The 16,801-nt window shown below is 72.3% G+C and carries 19 protein-coding genes; 5 read left to right on the forward strand and 14 right to left on the reverse strand.

Features of this window, described 5'->3' with window-relative positions:
- The 4 genes from pyrF to MKK55_RS10840 form a co-directional block, all read right to left on the reverse strand.
- Positions 1–720, reverse strand: coding sequence for an orotidine-5'-phosphate decarboxylase (pyrF, locus tag MKK55_RS10825; RefSeq protein WP_243934658.1), 720 nt, complete (start codon positions 718–720; stop codon positions 1–3).
- A 12-nt stretch (positions 721–732) separates the two neighbouring features.
- Positions 733–1,434 (reverse strand): uracil-DNA glycosylase family protein, encoded by a 702-nt coding sequence (locus MKK55_RS10830; protein WP_243934660.1) that lies wholly within the window; start codon positions 1,432–1,434, stop codon positions 733–735.
- Between the two features lie 164 nt (positions 1,435–1,598).
- Complete coding sequence (locus MKK55_RS10835; RefSeq protein WP_243934662.1) at positions 1,599–3,815, reverse strand: xanthine dehydrogenase family protein molybdopterin-binding subunit; 2,217 nt, start codon at positions 3,813–3,815, stop codon at positions 1,599–1,601.
- Between the two features lie 99 nt (positions 3,816–3,914).
- The gene (locus tag MKK55_RS10840) at positions 3,915–4,370 is read right to left on the reverse strand and encodes a (2Fe-2S)-binding protein (RefSeq protein ID WP_147726027.1); all 456 of its coding nucleotides are present in this window, start codon (positions 4,368–4,370) and stop codon (positions 3,915–3,917) included.
- A gap of 244 nt (positions 4,371–4,614) precedes the next feature.
- Here MKK55_RS10840 and MKK55_RS10845 point away from each other — a divergent pair, with 244 nt between their 5' ends.
- On the forward strand, positions 4,615–6,165 hold the full coding sequence (locus MKK55_RS10845) for a sensor histidine kinase (protein WP_243934663.1): 1,551 nt from the start codon (positions 4,615–4,617) through the stop codon (positions 6,163–6,165).
- Between the two features lie 72 nt (positions 6,166–6,237).
- On the opposite strand, the gene MKK55_RS10850 is transcribed toward MKK55_RS10845, so the two are convergent.
- The 6 genes from MKK55_RS10850 to MKK55_RS10875 all read right to left on the reverse strand — a co-directional run bounded on the left by MKK55_RS10850 (position 6,238) and on the right by MKK55_RS10875 (position 10,637).
- Positions 6,238–6,654 (reverse strand): EVE domain-containing protein, encoded by a 417-nt coding sequence (locus MKK55_RS10850; protein ID WP_243934664.1) that lies wholly within the window; start codon positions 6,652–6,654, stop codon positions 6,238–6,240.
- A gap of 23 nt (positions 6,655–6,677) precedes the next feature.
- Positions 6,678–7,136 (reverse strand): opioid growth factor receptor-related protein, encoded by a 459-nt coding sequence (locus MKK55_RS10855; protein ID WP_243934665.1) that lies wholly within the window; start codon positions 7,134–7,136, stop codon positions 6,678–6,680.
- Positions 7,133–8,137 (reverse strand): NAD(P)H-dependent glycerol-3-phosphate dehydrogenase, encoded by a 1,005-nt coding sequence (locus MKK55_RS10860; RefSeq protein WP_243934666.1) that lies wholly within the window; start codon positions 8,135–8,137, stop codon positions 7,133–7,135. The genes MKK55_RS10855 and MKK55_RS10860 overlap by 4 nt, the downstream gene beginning before the upstream one ends.
- Positions 8,134–9,090, reverse strand: coding sequence for a GNAT family N-acetyltransferase (locus MKK55_RS10865; protein ID WP_243934667.1), 957 nt, complete (start codon positions 9,088–9,090; stop codon positions 8,134–8,136). The genes MKK55_RS10860 and MKK55_RS10865 overlap by 4 nt, the downstream gene beginning before the upstream one ends.
- Positions 9,087–10,142, reverse strand: coding sequence for a tRNA (adenosine(37)-N6)-threonylcarbamoyltransferase complex transferase subunit TsaD (tsaD, locus tag MKK55_RS10870; protein WP_243934669.1), 1,056 nt, complete (start codon positions 10,140–10,142; stop codon positions 9,087–9,089). Before tsaD ends, MKK55_RS10865 begins: the two co-directional genes overlap by 4 nt.
- A gap of 87 nt (positions 10,143–10,229) precedes the next feature.
- Positions 10,230–10,637, reverse strand: coding sequence for a DUF2293 domain-containing protein (locus MKK55_RS10875; RefSeq protein WP_409566051.1), 408 nt, complete (start codon positions 10,635–10,637; stop codon positions 10,230–10,232).
- Positions 10,638–10,745: 108 nt separating this feature from the next.
- On the opposite strand from MKK55_RS10875, the gene MKK55_RS10880 reads away from it, so the two are divergent.
- Together MKK55_RS10880 and MKK55_RS10885 are read left to right on the forward strand one after the other, a co-directional pair.
- Positions 10,746–11,003 carry a hypothetical protein gene (locus MKK55_RS10880; RefSeq protein WP_243934406.1) on the forward strand — a complete coding sequence of 86 codons (258 nt, stop codon included), beginning with the start codon at positions 10,746–10,748 and terminating at the stop codon, positions 11,001–11,003.
- Positions 11,004–11,033: 30 nt separating this feature from the next.
- Positions 11,034–11,981: an ABC transporter ATP-binding protein gene (locus tag MKK55_RS10885; protein WP_147842612.1), complete on the forward strand. Its 948-nt coding sequence runs from the start codon at positions 11,034–11,036 to the stop codon at positions 11,979–11,981.
- Between the two features lie 323 nt (positions 11,982–12,304).
- Here MKK55_RS10885 and rpsD read toward each other — a convergent pair whose 3' ends face one another.
- Entirely contained in the window at positions 12,305–12,922 is a 618-nt protein-coding gene (gene rpsD, locus MKK55_RS10890) for a 30S ribosomal protein S4 (protein WP_147725774.1), read from the reverse strand.
- A 360-nt stretch (positions 12,923–13,282) separates the two neighbouring features.
- Here rpsD and MKK55_RS10895 point away from each other — a divergent pair, with 360 nt between their 5' ends.
- The gene (locus tag MKK55_RS10895; RefSeq protein ID WP_147725775.1) at positions 13,283–13,609 is read left to right on the forward strand and encodes a hypothetical protein; all 327 of its coding nucleotides are present in this window, start codon (positions 13,283–13,285) and stop codon (positions 13,607–13,609) included.
- 16 nt (positions 13,610–13,625) lie between these two features.
- Here the strand turns inward: MKK55_RS10895 and MKK55_RS10900 are convergent, their stop codons facing one another.
- Positions 13,626–14,390 carry an alpha/beta fold hydrolase gene (locus MKK55_RS10900; RefSeq protein ID WP_243934673.1) on the reverse strand — a complete coding sequence of 255 codons (765 nt, stop codon included), beginning with the start codon at positions 14,388–14,390 and terminating at the stop codon, positions 13,626–13,628.
- A gap of 122 nt (positions 14,391–14,512) precedes the next feature.
- Between MKK55_RS10900 and MKK55_RS10905 the strand changes: the two genes are divergently transcribed.
- Positions 14,513–15,343, forward strand: coding sequence for an FkbM family methyltransferase (locus MKK55_RS10905; RefSeq protein WP_147842613.1), 831 nt, complete (start codon positions 14,513–14,515; stop codon positions 15,341–15,343).
- Positions 15,344–15,375: 32 nt separating this feature from the next.
- On the opposite strand, the gene MKK55_RS10910 is transcribed toward MKK55_RS10905, so the two are convergent.
- Both MKK55_RS10910 and sfsA read right to left on the reverse strand, forming a co-directional pair.
- Positions 15,376–15,993 carry a Uma2 family endonuclease gene (locus MKK55_RS10910; RefSeq protein ID WP_243934675.1) on the reverse strand — a complete coding sequence of 206 codons (618 nt, stop codon included), beginning with the start codon at positions 15,991–15,993 and terminating at the stop codon, positions 15,376–15,378.
- A gap of 81 nt (positions 15,994–16,074) precedes the next feature.
- Positions 16,075–16,791 (reverse strand): DNA/RNA nuclease SfsA, encoded by a 717-nt coding sequence (sfsA, locus tag MKK55_RS10915; protein ID WP_243934677.1) that lies wholly within the window; start codon positions 16,789–16,791, stop codon positions 16,075–16,077.
- Between the last annotated feature and the right edge of the window lie 10 nt (positions 16,792–16,801).

The raw sequence follows: 16,801 nt of genomic DNA on the forward strand, positions 1-16,801 counted from the left end.
TCACTCCTGTGCTGCCATCTCGGCGAGGATCGCTTGTGCCACGGCGCGCGGATCTGCGGCAGCGGTGATCGGGCGGCCGACGACGACGTGGTCGATGCCCGCCGCGCGCGCCTGGCCCGGGGTCATCACCCGCTTCTGGTCGCCGGCGGCGCTGCCGGCCGGGCGGATGCCCGGCGTCACGATCAGGCTGCCCGGGCCGACAACGGTGCGGACGGCCTCCGCCTCGAAGGCGCTGCAGACGATGCCGTCGATGCCGGCCTCGGCCGCCTGGAAGGCGCGGTGCGCGACGAGGTCGGAGATCGGCAGCGCGTAGCCGGATTCGCGCGCGTCGCCCTCGTCGTAGGAGGTGAGCACCGTCACCGCGAGGATCTTCAGGTCGGACGCGCCGCGCCCGCGCACCGCCGCGCGCATGGTCTGCGGGTAGGCATGCACCGTCAGGAAGGTCGCGCCGAGGCCGGAGAGCGCACGCACCCCCTCCTCCACCGTGTTGCCGATGTCGTGCAGCTTGAGGTCGAGGAAGACCTTGAGCCCGCGCGCGGCGAGTTCCGGCACCAGCGACAGCCCGCCGGCATAGGCCAGGCGGTAGCCGATCTTGTAGAACGTCGCCGCGTCCCCGATCCGGTCGATCAGCACGCGGGCCGCCGCCGGGTCGTCGAGGTCGAGGGCGACGATGAGGCGGTCGCGCGGGTCGGTCGGGCTCGGGTTCGGCTGATCTCGCATCGCAGTTCCCGATCACGCGGCCGGGTGCGGTGTCAATCGCGCCCCCGCGGGGGCAGCCATGACGCCGGAAGCCATGACTCCGTTCGCCGTGACCCCGCCCGCCATGACGCGGGCCACCTCGACCTTCAGCACCGGCAGAAGCTCGGCCTCGAACCAGGGCTCCCGCTTGAGCCAGCCGTTGTTGCGCCAGGACGGATGGGGCAGCGGCAGCACCCGCGGGGCACGCGGCTCGGCGAGGATCTGGCGCCAGCGCCGCACCGTGCCGGTGAGCCCGTCCGGCATCTTGCCGAGGTGCCACACCTGCGCGTACTGGCCGATCACCAGGACGAGCTCGAGATGCGGCAGGCCGGCGAAGAGCTCGTCGCGCCAGCGCTCGGCGCATTCGCGCCGCGGCGGCTTGTCGCCGCCCTTGGCATCGAGCCCCGGGAAGCACGAGCCCATCGGCACGATCGACACCCGGCTCGCGTCGTAGAAGGCGGGCTCGTCGAGACCGAGCCAGGACCGGAGGCGCACCCCCGACGGGTCCATGAACGGAATGCCGGTGCGGTCCGCCCGCGTTCCGGGCGCCTGGCTCGCGATGCACAGCCGCGCCGTGGCGGTCCCCTGGACGATCGGGCGCGGCTCCTGCGGCAGCGGCGGCCCGTAGAGCGGCGCGTCGCGGCAGATCCGGCAGGCGCGCAGGCGCGCGGCGGTGCGGTCGAAGGCGGTGTCCATGCTGGATGCGACATGGGCACCGCGTCGCGCTTCGGCGAGCCCGGACCGACGCGACCAAAAGAAACGGCGCGGGACGAGGCCCGCGCCGTGGTTGCAGTTGGGTTCGAAGCTCTGGGAAGCGGGCCGACGCTACGCCCTGCCCCGCATCCGCGGCGTGTCGAACCTCACACGCCCTTCAAGCCGGCCAGGTCGAGCGGCAGCGAGCGCAGGCGCTGCCGGGTCGCGGCGAAGATCGCATTGGAGATCGACGGCGCGAGCACCGGCACGCCCGGCTCGCCGATGCCGGTCGGTGCCGCCGAGGACGGCATGATGTGGACCTCGACCACGGGCATCTCGCTCATGCGCGTCGGCTCGTAGGTGTCGAAGTTCTTCTCCTGCACCACGCCGTCCTTGAGCGTGATGCGGTTGCGCAGCACCGACGACAGCGCGAAGCCGACCGCGCCCTCGACCTGCGCGCGGATCACGTCCGGGTTCACCGCCACGCCGACGTCGACCGCCGTGACGATGCGGTTGACCTTCACCTTGGCGTCCTCCGCCGTGATGTCGGCGACCATCGCCACGTAGGAGCCGAACGATTCGTGGGCGGCGATGCCGAGGCCGCGGCCCTTGCCGTTGGCCTTGCTGCCGGCGTCCCAGTCCGCCTTCTCGGCGGCGAGCTTGAGGACGCCCGAGAGGCGCGGGGCTCCGGTCAGAAGCGAGAGCCGGTAGGCGAGCGGGTCGACGTCGGCGGCATGCGCCAGCTCGTCGATGAACACCTCCATCGCCTGCGCGGTGTGGCTGTGCCCGACCGAGCGCCACCACAGGACCGGCACGCCCTCGCGGGCGTTGTGGACCTCGAAGCGGTAGGCCGGGAGCGCGTAGGCGGTGTCGGAGGCGCCCTCGACGGTGGTCGAATCGATGCCGTTCTTGACGATCATCGCCTCGAACGGCGAGCCGATCATGATCGACTTGCCGATCATCACGTGCTGCCATCCGACGATCCCGCCCTTGGCGTCGAGCCCGGCGCGGACCTTGTGGTAGACCGTGGGGCGGTAGTAGCCGCCGGACATGTCGTCCTCGCGGGTCCAGACGAGGTGGACCGGCGCCTTGGCCCGGGTCGCCTTGAGGATGGTCGCGGCCTCGGCGATGTAGTCGGCGGTCGGCGTCGCGCGCCGGCCGAACGAGCCGCCGGCCCATTGCGTGTGCAGGCGGACCTTGTCGGTGGTGGTGCCCATCACGGCGGCGACCGCGGCCTGCTCGATCGTCTGGAACTGCAGGCCGGCATAGACGTCGTAGCCGCCGTCCGGCGCCTGCTCGATCGTCGCGTTCAGCGGCTCCATCGCGGCGTGCGCCAGGTAGGGGAAGGTGAACTCCGCCTCCAGGACCTTGGCCGCGCCCTTGATGCCGGCCTCCGCGTCGCCGCGCTCGGAGGCGACGAGGCCGGGGCGCTTGGCCTGCTCGCGGTAGCCGGCGAGGATCGCGTCGGAGGAGTGCGTCTCGGCCGCGCCGTCGTCCCACACCACCTTCAGCGCCTCGCGGCCCTTCATCGCCGACCAAGTGTCCTTGGCGACGACCGCGACGCCGGAGGGAATCGCGACGACGTCGACGACGCCCGCGACCTTGCGGGTCGCGGCGTCGTCGAAGCTCTTCACCGCGCCGCCGAAGCGCGGCGGGCGGGCGACGACGGCGGTGACCTGGCCGGGCCGACGGATGTCGAGGGCGTAGACGGCGCTGCCGTCGGTCTTGGCCGCGGAATCCAGGCGCGGCGTACGCTGGCCGATCAGCGTCCACTGGCTCGGGTCCTTCAGGCGCGGCTCCTGCGGCACCGGAAGCGTCGCGGCGGAGGCCGCCAGCTCGCCGAACCGGGCCTGCCGGCTCGAGGCCGCGTGCCGGACGACGCCGTTCGCGACGGTGATCTCGGCCGCCGGCACCTTCCACTGGTAGGCGGCGGCTGCGACCAGCATCTCGCGGGCGGCGGCGCCGGCCTTGCGCAGCTGGAACCAAGAATTGGCGATCGCCGTCGAGCCGCCGGTTCCCTGGATCGGGCCCATCAGCAGGTTGTTGTAGCGGGCGGCGTCGGCCGGCGCGAACTCGGTGCGCACCCGCGACCAGTCCGCATCGAGCTCGTCGGCGAGGATGGTGGCGAGGCCGGTGGTGTTGCCCTGCCCCATGTCGAGGTGCTTGATGATCACCGTCACGGTGTCGTCGGCGCCGATCCGCACGAAGGCGTTCGGATCGGCCTTCACACCCGACAGGTCGGGGCCGGCGGCGGCGCGGGCGGTGTTCTTCAGATCGAGGCGGAAGCCGATGACGATCGCGCCCGTCGCGGCGGCGCCGCCGGCGAGGAAGCTGCGGCGGGTCGCGCGCGGGGAGCGCGGGTCCGTCTGACGGATCTTCAGCATGGCGTGGCTCCGGTCAGTTCGGGAACGGGCGAAGGGCGTTCGAAGGGGGCGAGCGACTGGCCGTGCGATCCGCGCGAAGGGACGCGCGGACGAGCCGGATCAGGCGAGGGTGCGGGCGGCCTCGTGGATCGCCGCGCGGATGCGCTGATAGGTGCCGCACCGGCAGATGTTGCCGTCCATCGCGCCGTCGATGTCGGCCTCGGACGGCTTCGGGTTGTCGGTGAGAAGGCCGATCGCGGACATGATCTGGCCGGACTGGCAGTAGCCGCACTGGACGACGTCGAGCTTGCGCCACGCGCCCTGCACCGCCTCCGCGACGCGGCCCGAGATGCCCTCGATCGTCGTGATCTTGGCCTCGCCGACGTCGCCGATCCTGGTCTGGCAGGAGCGGACCGGCTGGCCGTCGAGATGGACCGTGCAGGCGCCGCACTGCGCGATGCCGCAGCCGTACTTGGTTCCGGTCTTGTCGAGGTGGTCGCGCAGCGCCCAGAGCAGCGGCATCTCGGGATCGGCGTCGACGGTGTGCCGGACGCCGTTCACGGTGAGGTTCAACATCCGAGATCTCCCGCGCGCAGAGCTTATGCCGTCGATGGCTAATCCTCGGACGCATCCACAAGATGTGCGTCCGCGCACGAACCGCGAACGGTCCGGAACGTCAGTGCACGCTTCGCGCGATGGCGACAATCCTCGCCCTCGCGGCAGGCCGTTCTTAACACATCCCGCGCATCGTCGATCCGCCGCATGTTGCGGTCGGGCACCCCGCACCGGCGCCCCCTACGTCCAGCCTTCGAAGAGGCCGATGTCCGAACTGACGGTCGAGATGGTGCAGCGCGGCCGCGGTCCTTCGTCGGAGGAGGCCGTGCGCCGCCGTGGCGTCGCGCGCGACATGCGCTCGGTCCGCGAGAAGCTGACCTCGAAGACGGGCCTCGAACGGGCGTTCGACTACGAGCTGCTGCGCCTCTACGCGCAGTATCGCGCCGGCGCGGGCATCCCGCTCGGGCTGTTCGCGATGGCGCTGGCCGGCGCCGCCTGCTTCTGGGTCGAGCCGCTGGTCGCGTCGCTCTGGGCGCTGTGCGCCTTCCTGATGATCACCCTCAACGCGTCGATGAGCCGGAGCTTCCTGCGCGCCGAGCCGGACACGGTGTCGCTCGCGCGCTGGCGCCGCCGCTTCGCCTTCGGCGAGGTGCTGCAGAGCCTGAGCTGGTCGGCTTTGATCGGGCTCGGCGCGGTCGGCGGCTGGCACTTCTCGATGTTCGGCCTGGTGATCGCGGCCGCGGTCGCGACGATGGTGGCCGCCACCGTTCCCGCCGCCGCCGTCGCCGCCCTGGTGCCGCTGGCCCTGGCGACCCTGTGCCTGCTCGCCTTCACCCGCCAAATGGACGCGGTGATGCTGGTCGCGATGGCGATCGGCTCGCAGATCTTCTTCCTCGGCCTTGCCCGCCGCATCTACACCTCGACTATCGGCGCGCTGCAGTCGCGGGCGGAGAAGGACGCGGTGTTCGGCGAGCTGGAGGAGGCCAAGGCCAATTCCGACGAGGCCCGGCGCCGGGCGGAGGAGGCGAACCTCGCCAAGTCGCGCTTCCTCGCCACCATGAGCCACGAGCTGCGCACGCCGCTCAACGCCATCCTCGGCTTCTCGGAGGTGATGAAGAACGAGGTCTTCGGCCCGCACACCGCGCCGAGCTACGGCGAGTATTCCAACGACATCCACGACAGCGGGATGCACCTCCTGAACCTCATCAACGAGATCCTGGACCTCTCGCGGATCGAGGCCGGCCGCTACGAGCTCAACGAGGAGGCGGTGAAGCTCGCCCACATCGTCGAGGAATGCCGCCACATGATGGGGCTCAAGGCGCGCGGCAAGAACCAGACCTTCCTGGACTTCGTCGACGAGACCCTGCCGCGGCTCTGGGCCGACGAGCGGGCGTTGCGGCAGGTGGTGCTGAACCTGCTCTCGAACGCGGTGAAGTTCACGCCGCCGGGCGGCGAGATCACGATCAAGGTCGGCTGGACCAGCTCCGGCGGCCAGTACGTCGCGGTCAAGGACAGCGGCCCCGGCATCCCGGAGGACGAGCTCGGCACCGTGATGTCCTCGTTCGGCCGCGGTTCGCTGGCGATCAAGACCGCGGAGCAGGGTTCCGGCCTCGGCCTGCCGATCGTGAAGGGCCTCGTCGACCTGCATGGCGGAAACTTCACGCTGAAGTCGAAGCCGCGCGAGGGCACCGAGGTGATCGTCACGCTGCCGGCGAGCCGTGTGATGGACACCCTCGCCGCCGTCGCCGTCGGCCCGGAGCCGGAGAAGCCCGCGGCGTCGGTCCGCGCCAAGGCGCCCGCCGCCAGGGCCGCCTGACGCATCCCCAGGCGCGGTGAGGTCCGGCTCGCGCGAAGCGGATGCGACCCCGCACGATGCCCTGGCCGGCGATCAGCCGAGCCCGCCCATCGCCCGGACCAGCGCCCACTCGGCCTCCGTCACCGGCTGCACCGAGAGGCGTGAGTTGTTCACAAGGACCATGTCCTTGAGCGCCGACTCGGCCCTGATCGCGTCGAGGGTGACGGGATTCGGCAGCGTCTCGACGGCGGCGAGGTCGACCATGCCGAAGCGTCCGCTCGCGTCGGTGTGATCCGGGTAGTACGGCTTGATCACCCGCACGATCCCGACGACGGCCTTGCCCTCGTTCGAGTGGTAGAAGAACCCGAGGTCGCCGACCTGCATCGCCATGAGCTGCTTCTTGGCGAGGTGGTTGCGCACCCCGTTCCAGTGCGTGCCGGTTTCCCCGGCGGCGACCTGCTGCGCCCACGACCAGGTCGCGGGCTCGGACTTGTAGAGCCAGTGGGGCATGCGTCTCGTCCCTTGCTCGAAGATCAGGACCGGCCGACCGCCGCGGCCCAGAAGGCGAGGCTCGCCGGGTTGATCGGCGATCCGGCCCCTGCGTTCCGCGCGGTCGCGAACGCGTAGAAGTCTTGCGCCTCCGCCTCCCCGAGCAGGTCGCGGATCGCCGTGAGGATGCGGGTGATGCGCAGGTGGTTGTGGTCGTGGGGCGCGAGCCAGCGATCGGTGTCGGCGTAGAACCGACGCATCCGCGCGAGCGCCGCGCGCAGGCCCTCGCGGGCGGCCGGATCGCGACGGATCGAGTCCGCCTCCGCCGGCGTCAGCACCGGCGCACCGGGCACCGCGCGGCTCGCCTGCTCGAGGGGGAAGCACCACTGGATGAAGTCGTGGACCGCCTCGATGCGGTCGTCGTCGAAGGCGAGCACGGTGGCCAGCGTGCGGCCGGCGCCGTCGGTGCCGCCGCCCGCGAGGAAGGCCTGGATCGGAGTCATTCGGATTCCGCCTTCAGCGGGCGGGCAAGCAGCGCGGCGACCACGTCCTCGACGCTCGCCCGCCCGGCCACGATCGCCGCGACGGCTTCCGCGATCGGCATCTCGATCCCCTGCCCGCGGGCGAGCCCGACCAGGGCGGTGGCGGTGAAGGCGCCCTCGGCGAGCTTGCCGCCGGCGGCGGCTTCCGGCGTGGCGCCCGCCCCCAGGGCGAGGCCGAAGGCGAAGTTGCGCGATTGCGCGGAGGATGCGGTGAGCACCAGGTCGCCGAGCCCCGACAGGCCCATCAGCGTCTCGGGCCGGCCGCCGAAGCTTCGCGCGAACCGCATCAGCTCGGCGAAGGCGCGGGCGATCAGGGCGGCGCGCGCGCTCTCGCCGAGGCCGCGCCCGGCGACGATGCCCGATGCGATCGCGAGCACGTTCTTGCCGGCGCCGCCGATCTCGACGCCGCGGACGTCGTCGGTGTGGTAGAGCCGCAAGGCCGGGCCGGACAGCAGGCGCGCGAGGCGCGCCGCGAGGTCCGCATCCGCGGCCGCCAAAGTGACCGCCGTCGGCAGGTTGCGCGCGACGTCCACCGCGAAGCTCGGGCCGGACAGCACCGCCACGGGCGTACCCGCCGGCAGCACCTCGGCCGCCACCGCGCTCATGAAGGCGCCGGTCGTCCGCTCGATGCCCTTCGAGCACAGGATCACCGGCGTGCCCGGCGCGAAGGCGGGCGCGAGCTGCCCGAGCACCGCGCGGGAAGTCTGCGCCGGCGTGACCAGCAGCACCGCCCCGGCGGCGGCGAGGTCGTCGGCCTCGGCCGTCGCCCGGATGCGCGGATGCAGGTTCACGCCCGGCAGGTAGCGCGGGTTCTCGCGCTCGGCTTCGAGGGTGGCGGCGGATCGGGCGTCGCGCAGCCACAGGGTGACCGGGCGCCCGGCCGCGGCGGCGGCGTTCGCCAGGGCGGTGCCCCATGCGCCGCCGCCGACGACCGCGACGGGTCGCGCGTTCTCGCTGCTCATGCGGGGTCTCCGGAACAATCCGCCGCCGCGAGCCGATAGAGCACGTGCCGTTGCAGCGGGTGGCCGGCGGTCAGCGCCGGATGGTCGAAATCGGCCTCGCGCACCATGCCGAGCCGCTCCATCACCCGTCGCGACGGCGCGTTGGCCACCGCCGTGAACGCCACCACGCTCGGCAGCCCGCAGCGGCCGAACAGGTCGGCGAGCGCCAAGCGCGCGGCGCGCGTGGCGATGCCGCGCCCCCAGGCCTCGGGGCTCAGGCGCCAGCCGATCTCGATCAGGCTGCCCGGGCGCTCGCCCCCGGAAAACGGCATCGACCGCATCAGCCGCATCGCCCCGACGAAGCCGAGGAACGGGCCGCCCGGCTCCTCGACCGCCCACGGCCCGAAGCCGTCGGCCTCGAAGCGGCGGTCGAGCGCCCGCGCCTCGGTCAGGCTCTCGGCGGGCGATTTCAGCTTCGGGAAATGGCGCATCACGGCGGGGTCGGCGTTCAGGCGCGCGAACGGCTCGTCGTCCGATCGGCGCCAACGGCGCAGGCGCAGCGAACCGGTCTCCAGGGTGTCGGGGGCCTTGGGCAGCCGGCGCTTGCCGCGCCATAGCAGGGAGCGGCGGTTGAGCAGGGCGAGGTCGGCGCGGCCGGCGAGCACGGCGTTGCCGAGGTCGATCGCGACCGCGAGCCGGTCGGGCGGCATGTTGGCCCAGGCCGGCGCCGCCACGCTCTCGCGCCACGGCCCGTTGCAGGCGTTGTCGAGCAGGATGCGGGCGAAGCAGTGGTCGTTCACGACGGGCCAGTCGGGATGGTCCGGCGCGGCCTGCGGCAGGAGGCGGTCGACCAGCTCGCGCCACCGCGCCTGCGGCTCGCCGACGGGGGCTGGAGCCGCCTCCGGCTCGGGCTCCGTCACGCGGAGATCGCGGAGATTGCCGCGCGAGAGGATGTGGCGGGCGGCGCCGCTCATTCGGCGCTGGCCTCGGGGCGGGGGGCGTCGGCGAAGGGCCAGCGGGCGCGGGCCGGCGCGGTGATGTCGTCGGTCAGCCCGAGGCGCAGCCGCTCGATGCCGGCCCAGGCGATCATCGCGCCGTTGTCGCCGCAGAGCGCCAGCGGCGGGGCGACGAAGGCGAGGCCCGCCTCGCCCGCGAGCGCGGCCAGCGCCCGCCGGATCGCGCCGTTGGCCGAGACTCCGCCGGCGGCGACGAGCGCGGTCGGGTGGCCGGCGACGGTGGAGAAGGTGCGCAGCGCCACGCGGACGCGGTCGACCACCACGTCGACCACCGCGGCCTGGAAGCCGGCGCAGAGGTCGGCGACGTCGCGCTCGGCGAGCGGCGCGGTGCGCTCCGCCTCGATCCGCAGCGCGGTCTTCAAGCCGGACAGCGAGAAGTTGGCGTCGCGACGCCCGAGCATCGGCCGCGGCAGGGTGAACCGCTCCGGATCGCCGGCTTCCGCCATGCGCTCGACCTCGGGGCCGCCGGGATAGGCCAGACCCAGGAGCTTGGCGACCTTGTCGAAGGCTTCGCCGATGGCGTCGTCGATGGTGCTGCCGAGGCGCACGTAGTCGCCGACGCCCTTCACCGCCACGAGCTGGGTGTGGCCGCCGGACGCCAGCAGCAGGAGGTAGGGAAAGGCCAGGCCGTCGGTCAGCCGCGCGGTCAGCGCGTGCGCCTCCAGATGGTTGACCGCGAGCAGGGGCTTGCGCGCCACGAGCGCCAGGGTCTTGGCGGTGACGAGGCCGATCAGCACCCCGCCGATCAGGCCGGGGCCGGCCGCCACCGCGATGCCGTCCACGTCCTTGAGGGCCAAGCCGGCGCGGTCGAGCGCCCGCGCGATCAGCCGGTCGAGCACCTCGACATGGGCGCGGGCGGCGATCTCCGGCACCACGCCGCCATAGGCCGCGTGCTCGGCGATCTGGCTCAGCACCTCGTTCGACAGGATGACGCCGCGGCCGTCCTCCCCCGGCGCGACGATCGCGGCGGCGGTCTCGTCGCAGGTGGTCTCGATGCCCAGCACGTTCATGGTGACGATTGACGCTTCCGTTTCCGCGCGAACCCGCCCGCCCCGTGTATCCGCACCGGACGCCCCCCGGCAACGACCGGGACCGCCTCAGGGCGCGTCGGCGTCGTCGGCCGGATCGGCCTCCGGGATCGGCGCCGCGCCCCAGCCGGCCAGCACGGCGTTGAGCTCGTCGAGGACGAAGTGGCGGGCGCTGTCGCGGTCGTAGCCCTCGGCGAGGAGGTCGTCGTAATCGGTGAAGACGTGGCGGGCATAGGCGACGAGCGCAAGCCGGGCCGCCGTCTCGGGCGCCGCCCCGCGCAGGCCCGGGCTGGCGAGCGCCGAATCGACGATCGCCTCGGCCTCGAACCCGGGCAGGCGCCGGGCGAGCCGCGCGAGCGCATCGGCGACCTGCTCGCGACGGTTGCACGGTGCCCCGCCGTCCTGTCGCGCTGCGGGCAATCGACGCTCCCCTCTCCGCTCCGGCGCGATCGCCCGGCCTCGATGTCGGCGTGCCATAGTTTTCGACCAGGTGCACGTTAGGATGGGTTGCATCGACGACGCGCCCGATCGGGATCCGCACGAGGACGTGCGGCCGGCCGCACGCGCGACGCCCCGGAGACGACCATGATCCGCCGCCTCGCCTTCCTCCTGCTGATCCCCGCCCTCGCGACCGCCCCCGCCCTCGCCGAGAAGGCCGCCACCGGCGCGACCGTGCCGCGGCCGTCCGGCGCGCCCCCCGCCAGCGAGGCGAGCAAGGCCTCCGCGATGAAGGCGGCGAACGAGGCCGAGATGATCAAGGCGCAGAAGGCCTCGGCCGCCCGCGACAAGGCCTGGGACGCCCGCACGCGCAACTCGATGTCCTCGATCTGCAAGGGCTGCTGAGGGCACGGGTCCGAGCGCGCCGCACCGACGGTGATCCGGTTCGAGGGCGTCTCCAAGCACTTCGCTGGGGCGCCCGGCCCCGCCGTCGACCGGCTTGACCTGACGATCCCCGAGGGCACCACCTGCGTGCTGATCGGGCCGTCCGGCTGCGGCAAGTCGACGACCCTGCGCCTGGTCAACCGCCTGATCGAGCCGGATGCCGGCCGCATCACGCTCGGCGGGCACGACGTCGCGGCCGTCGACCCGATCGCGCTTCGGCGCGGCATCGGCTACGTGCTCCAGGGCATCGGCCTGTTCCCGCACCGCAGCGTCGCGCGGAACGTCGCGACCGTGCCCGAGCTGCTCGGCTGGCCGAAGACGCGGATCGCGGCGCGCGTCGACGCGATGCTCGACCTCGTCGGGCTCGATCCGGCGCTCTACCGCGACCGCCGCCCGGACGCGCTCTCCGGCGGACAGCGCCAGCGCGTCGGCGTCGCCCGCGCGCTCGCCGCCGACCCGCCGGTGATCCTGATGGACGAGCCCTTCGGCGCGGTCGATCCGGTGGCGCGCGGCCGGCTCCAAGCCGAGATCGGCGCGATCCTCAAGCGCCTGTCCAAGACCGTGCTGATCGTCACCCACGACATCGACGAGGCGATGCTGATGGGCGACCGCGTCGTGCTGATGCGGGCTGGCCGCGTCGTCCAGGCCGATGCGCCGCAGGCGCTGCTGGCCGCGCCGGCCGACCCGTTCGTCGCCTCCTTCGTCGGCGAGGACCGGGCGCTGCGGCGCCTCGCGCTGCTCACGGTCTCCGAAGCCGCCGAGCCCGGAACGGCCGCCGACGCGCCGGAGATCGCGGACACGGCGACGTTGCGCGATGCGCTGTCCATGATGCTGGCAGGCGGTCGCACCCGGCTCGCGGTCGCCGGTCCCGCCGGGCCGCACGTGGTGACGCTCGATGCGGTCCGGCGGGCGGGCGCGGTCGGCAAGCGCGAAGCCTGATACCGAACGGCTCGGCCGTCGCCGGTTCTGCACAGGCGATCCGGCCTGCCCCGACCCGGCACTTCCGACCCGCGCCGTCGGTCCGAGTCCGCGCAGCGGAGCCCGAAAGCCAGAGTCGCCGAAGCGGCAGGTGGGAGCACGACCTGCGGTTCCGAATTCCGGGCTCGCCACCGGCGCTCCGGAAATGCCGGGCGGCTATGACGGGCGACGGAGGGACGCGTGAACGCGCGCGAGCGCGCGACACGTCCGCCCCCTGGACATGGAAAAGGGCCGCCCTTTCGGACGACCCTTCCCAGCGGCACGACGGTGATCCGTCGATCGGCTCAGCGCGAGTAGAACTCGATCACCAGGTTCGGTTCCATCTGCACCGGGTACGGCACCTCGGTCAGGCCCGGCACGCGGGTGACGCGGGCGGTCATCTTCTGGTGGTCGACCTCGATGTAGTCTGGCACGTCGCGCTCGGGGAGCTGCGAGGCGACGACCACGATCTCGAGCTGGCGCGAGGCTTCCTTGACCTCGATCAGGTCGCCCGGCTTCACGAGGTAGCTCGGGATGTTGACCCGGCGCCCGTTGACCTTGATGTGGCCGTGGTTGACGAACTGGCGGGCGGCGAACGGCGTCGCCACGAACTTCGAGCGGTACACCACGGCATCGAGGCGGCGCTCGAGCAGGCCGATCAGGTTCTCGCTCGAGTCGCCGCGCAGGCGGATCGCCTCGGCGTAGTAGCGGCGGAACTGCTTCTCGGTGATGTTGCCGTAATAGCCCTTGAGCTTCTGCTTGGCGCGCAGCTGCGTGCCGAAGTCGCTCATCTTGCCCTTGCGGCGCTGGCCGTGTTGGCCGGGGCCGTACTCGCGGCGGTTCACGGGGCTCTTCGGGCGGCCCCAGATGTTCTGGCCCATGCGGCGGTCGAGCTTGTGCTTGGCCTGAATCCGCTTCGACATATCGCGTGTCCTCTCGCAAACGAGATAGTGAGGAACGCGCCCTCCTCTTCCCGCCGGCCTTGCGGCCCGGGACGACAGAGCCGCCTCGAAGGCGACTCACGGGTGCGTATGAAAACGCCAAGCGGCCCCTGAAGGAGCCGCGGTGACGAGCGGTTCGTAGTCGAGGCGGCCGGGCCGGTCAATCCTAAGCCCCCGCCCGCGCCTCTCGACCGGCCGCTGCCGCGCCGGGAAACGCGCCGTCCCGTATCCTTGACCGTACGTCCCAAACGCGTCGGGACCGCCTGCGCGCGCCTGGACCGCGAACGGCCGGGCCGGCATGCCTCGTCGCTGGACTTCACGCCACTGCCTGGACGACGATCGATGAACCGTGCCCTCTCTACGCTCCTGCTCGCCTGCGCGCTTGCCGGCCCGGCCCCCGCCTCGGCCGAGACGCCCGAGGAGCTCGCCTTCGGCTTCGGCCAGTTCACGGGCGCCGCCACCTTCTGCAAGATGCCGAAGGATCAGGTCTCTCAGCTCGCCGACACCATGCTCACGGGCTCGGGCATCGACACCGGCGGCCCGAGCCCTGCGATGACCCGCTTCAAGGAGGGCGTCGCCGACGGCGTGCGCTCGATGTCGGCGCCCGACGCGGCCACCTGCGCCGAGGTGAAGTCCGCCTTCGACGAGGCTTATGCGAAGCTGAAGTGACGCGGCCGCGCCGGCCTCAGGGCCGCGCGGCGAGGAAGGCCAGCACGCCGTCGCGATGCGGCTTGGCGCCGACGGCGGAGCTGTGGTCGCGGCCTTCGAGCTCGAGGCTTCGCGCGTTCGGCATCAAGGCCGCGAGGCCCGGGCCGGAGCCCGCGACGGTGTCGAGGGTGCCGACGCTGACGAGAACCGGCACGTCGATCTGCCCGATCTCGGCGCGCGACAGCGTCTGGCGCGAGCCGCGGATGCAGGCGGCGAGCGCTCGCAGGTCGCTCTTCGTCTGCTCGGCGAAGGTGCGGAAGGCGGCGGCCGTCGGGTTCGCCGCCTTCGCGCCCGCCGGCGCCTCCAACGCCTCGGCGATGCCGGAGGGCAGGCCCTTGCCCTCGACGAGATGCAGGCCGAGGCCGCCGATCAGCGCCGAGCGCACCCGCGCGGCGTGGTCGAGGGCGAGGTGCGCAGTGATGCGCCCGCCCATCGAGTAGCCCATCACGTCGGCGCGCTCGATCCCGAGATGGTCGAGGAGGCGCACGGCGTCGCCGGCCATGTCCTCGGAGCCGTAGCGGGCCGGGTCGTAGAGCTTCTCGCTCTCGCCGTGGCCGCGGTTGTCCAACGCGATGGTGCGGTAGCCGGCCTGCGTGAGCGTGCGCACCCACGTCGTGTTGACCCAGTTGACCACGTGGTTCGAGGCGAAGCCGTGGATGAGCAGGATCGGGTCGCCGCTGCCGCCGGAGGCCGGCACGTCGATGTAGGCGATGCGCACGCCGTCCGAATCGAAGCTGTCCATGGTCGCCGCTCCTCGTCATGCGTACCGGCCCGCGCGGTCCGTGCCGGCTGTAAGAGCCGCGGCGCCGATCGGCAACGCGCGTGATGCTTGCCCGCGGGCGGCGCGGCTGGCATCAGCCCGGCATGAGCGACCTTCAGCCCTACGGCACCTACGCCCCGGCCGGCCTCGTCGCGGCGATCGCCCGGCGGACCGTGCGGATCTCACCCGAGTCCTGGCGCGGACGGCGGATGGCGATGTTCCTGCGCCGCCTCGCGATCACGCTGATGCGCGGCAAGCCCCTCGACGTCGAGCGCCTCGGCGCCCGGATGCGGCTGCACCCCTACAACAACAACTGCGAGAAGAAGGTGCTGTTCACGCCGCAATTCTTCGACCCGCAGGAGCGCGCCCTGCTCAAGGCGCGGCTTCGGCCGGGCTGCGTCTTCCTCGACATCGGCGCCAACATCGGCGCCTACGCCCTGTTCGTGGCCGCGTTCGCCGGCCCGCAGGCACGGATCGTCGCGGTCGAGCCGCAGCCCGACGTGTTCGACCGGCTGACCTTCAACATCGCGCAGAATGCATTCCATTCGGTCAAGGCCGTGGCCTGCGCGGTCGCCGACAAGGCCGGCGAGCTGACGCTGTTCGTCGATCCGCGCAATCGCGGCGAATCGAGCCTCAAGATCGTCGGCACCAACGAGAGCGCGCAGATCAAGGTGCCTGCGGTGACCCTGATGGACCTCGTGCGCAGCGAGGGCCTGACCCGGATCGACGCGATCAAGCTCGACGTGGAGGGCGCCGAGGACCTGATCCTCGAGCCGTTCCTGCGCGAGGCGCCCCCTGCCCTGCTGCCGACGCTGCTGGTGATCGAGGACGGCACCGACCAGTGGCAGATCGATCTGCCCAAGCTCCTGGAAGGCCACGGCTATCGCGAGATCGGCCGCACCCGGCTGAACCGGATGTTCGAGCGGAGCGCCTGAGCAGGCTCCGATCGCGAAACCGGCCGCCGGTTTCACCGATCCTGCGAGGATCGGGTCGGCGCCGCGCGCCGCGGGTCGAGATGCGTGTTCTCGTAGAGGTCGCCGACCGTGCAGATCGAGCCGAGCCCGGCGAATTCGATCACGTCGCCGGCCGAGCGGAGGACCCGGACCGCCCAACGGTCCGCCGCGTCGCGCTCGTGGATCGTCACCGCGACCGCATCCTGGTCGACGATGACGATGCAGCGGTTCGGCGGGTGGTCCCGATAGAACCGGAGCTTGCTCGCCAGGATGCGCCCGCGGTCGCTCGCCGACGGCACCTCCATCACGAGATGGAAGCGATCCGTGAAATTGCGCTCGGTGTCGATGTCGGTGTCGATCATCGTCAGCTCGGGTCGATAGGGCGAATCCGGCGAGACCTCGATCCCGATCTCGCGGTCGGCGTGCCATTCCGGGCGGCGGCTCCTGAGCGCCGCGTTGAGATGGCGCTCGAAGTTGCTGGCGATGCGCTGATGCCCGATCCGCGGTGCCGCCGACTGCATGGGAAGCCCCGCGATCAGTTCCCATCGCTCCTCCGACGGACGCGTCTCGAGGAACTCGCGGAAGTCGGCGACATCGAACAGGACGGGTTCACGGATCGCGCGATCGGCCATCGGGATGCCTCGGGCGGCCGGAACGCACGCCGCAGCCTCGCCACCACCGTACCATGCGCCGGGGAGCGCGGAAAACGCGCGTCAGGGCGGCGTGACGATCGGGATCGCGTCGGCGATCGTCACGCCCTCTCGGTCGATCCGGCAGCGATAGGCGTAGGTCTCGACCCCCGCCGCACGCGCCAAGCGAAAAGCCCGGTCGAAGGCGGGATCGATGTCGCGGGCGACGTCGAAGGCGTCCGCCCGCATCTGGACCACGACGATCACCATCGCGCGCCCGCCGGCCGCGACGACCTCGGCGAGGTCCCGCATGTGCCGCGCGCTGCGGGCGGCGATGCAGTCGGGAAACTCGGCGAGGCCCGCCCGCCGCATCAGGTGGCAGTTCTTCACCTCGACGTGGACCGGCGGCAGCCCCTCGCCGCTCGCCACGAAGTCGACGCGGCTCGCCGCGCCGTAGCGGACCTCCGGCCTCAATGCCGCGTAACCGTCGAGCGGCGCGAGACCGCCGGCGGCGAAGGCCTCGGCGACGAGCGCGTTCGGGCGCATCGTATTGATCCCGACCCATTGCGGGCCGCCGGGCAGGTCGGCCTCCACCAGCTCCCAGGAATACTTCAGCTTGCGCGTCGGGCCGTTGGCCGGCGAGAGCAGCACCCGGTTGCCGGCCGCGTTCAGGCCCATCATCGCGCCGGGATTGGCGCAATGCGCCGTGACGCGCGTGCCGTCGGCGAGGTCCACGTCGGCGAGGAAGCGCTTGTAGCGCTGCACCAGGCGGCCTTCGATCAGGGGTTCGGGAAAGCGCATGGGGTCCGGG

Origin of the sequence: Methylobacterium sp. J-059, from assembly GCF_022829485.1 — a bacterium.
Taxonomy (GTDB): domain Bacteria; phylum Pseudomonadota; class Alphaproteobacteria; order Rhizobiales; family Beijerinckiaceae; genus Methylobacterium.

Coding starts and splice junctions, on each gene's coding strand:
- MKK55_RS10845 (WP_243934663.1), top strand. CDS start 4,615: ATGTCCGAACTGACGGTCGAGATGGTGCAGCGCGGCCGCGGTCCTTCG.
- MKK55_RS10840 (WP_147726027.1), bottom strand. CDS start 4,370: ATGTTGAACCTCACCGTGAACGGCGTCCGGCACACCGTCGACGCCGAT.
- tsaD (WP_243934669.1), bottom strand. CDS start 10,142: ATGAACGTGCTGGGCATCGAGACCACCTGCGACGAGACCGCCGCCGCG.
- MKK55_RS10895 (WP_147725775.1), top strand. CDS start 13,283: ATGAACCGTGCCCTCTCTACGCTCCTGCTCGCCTGCGCGCTTGCCGGC.
- pyrF (WP_243934658.1), bottom strand. CDS start 720: ATGCGAGATCAGCCGAACCCGAGCCCGACCGACCCGCGCGACCGCCTC.
- MKK55_RS10860 (WP_243934666.1), bottom strand. CDS start 8,137: ATGAGCAGCGAGAACGCGCGACCCGTCGCGGTCGTCGGCGGCGGCGCA.
- MKK55_RS10900 (WP_243934673.1), bottom strand. CDS start 14,390: ATGGACAGCTTCGATTCGGACGGCGTGCGCATCGCCTACATCGACGTG.
- MKK55_RS10830 (WP_243934660.1), bottom strand. CDS start 1,434: ATGGACACCGCCTTCGACCGCACCGCCGCGCGCCTGCGCGCCTGCCGG.
- MKK55_RS10910 (WP_243934675.1), bottom strand. CDS start 15,993: ATGGCCGATCGCGCGATCCGTGAACCCGTCCTGTTCGATGTCGCCGAC.
- MKK55_RS10835 (WP_243934662.1), bottom strand. CDS start 3,815: ATGCTGAAGATCCGTCAGACGGACCCGCGCTCCCCGCGCGCGACCCGC.
- MKK55_RS10880 (WP_243934406.1), top strand. CDS start 10,746: ATGATCCGCCGCCTCGCCTTCCTCCTGCTGATCCCCGCCCTCGCGACC.
- MKK55_RS10905 (WP_147842613.1), top strand. CDS start 14,513: ATGAGCGACCTTCAGCCCTACGGCACCTACGCCCCGGCCGGCCTCGTC.
- MKK55_RS10875 (WP_409566051.1), bottom strand. CDS start 10,637: ATGGCACGCCGACATCGAGGCCGGGCGATCGCGCCGGAGCGGAGAGGG.
- sfsA (WP_243934677.1), bottom strand. CDS start 16,791: ATGCGCTTTCCCGAACCCCTGATCGAAGGCCGCCTGGTGCAGCGCTAC.
- MKK55_RS10855 (WP_243934665.1), bottom strand. CDS start 7,136: ATGACTCCGATCCAGGCCTTCCTCGCGGGCGGCGGCACCGACGGCGCC.
- rpsD (WP_147725774.1), bottom strand. CDS start 12,922: ATGTCGAAGCGGATTCAGGCCAAGCACAAGCTCGACCGCCGCATGGGC.
- MKK55_RS10865 (WP_243934667.1), bottom strand. CDS start 9,090: ATGAGCGGCGCCGCCCGCCACATCCTCTCGCGCGGCAATCTCCGCGAT.
- MKK55_RS10850 (WP_243934664.1), bottom strand. CDS start 6,654: ATGCCCCACTGGCTCTACAAGTCCGAGCCCGCGACCTGGTCGTGGGCG.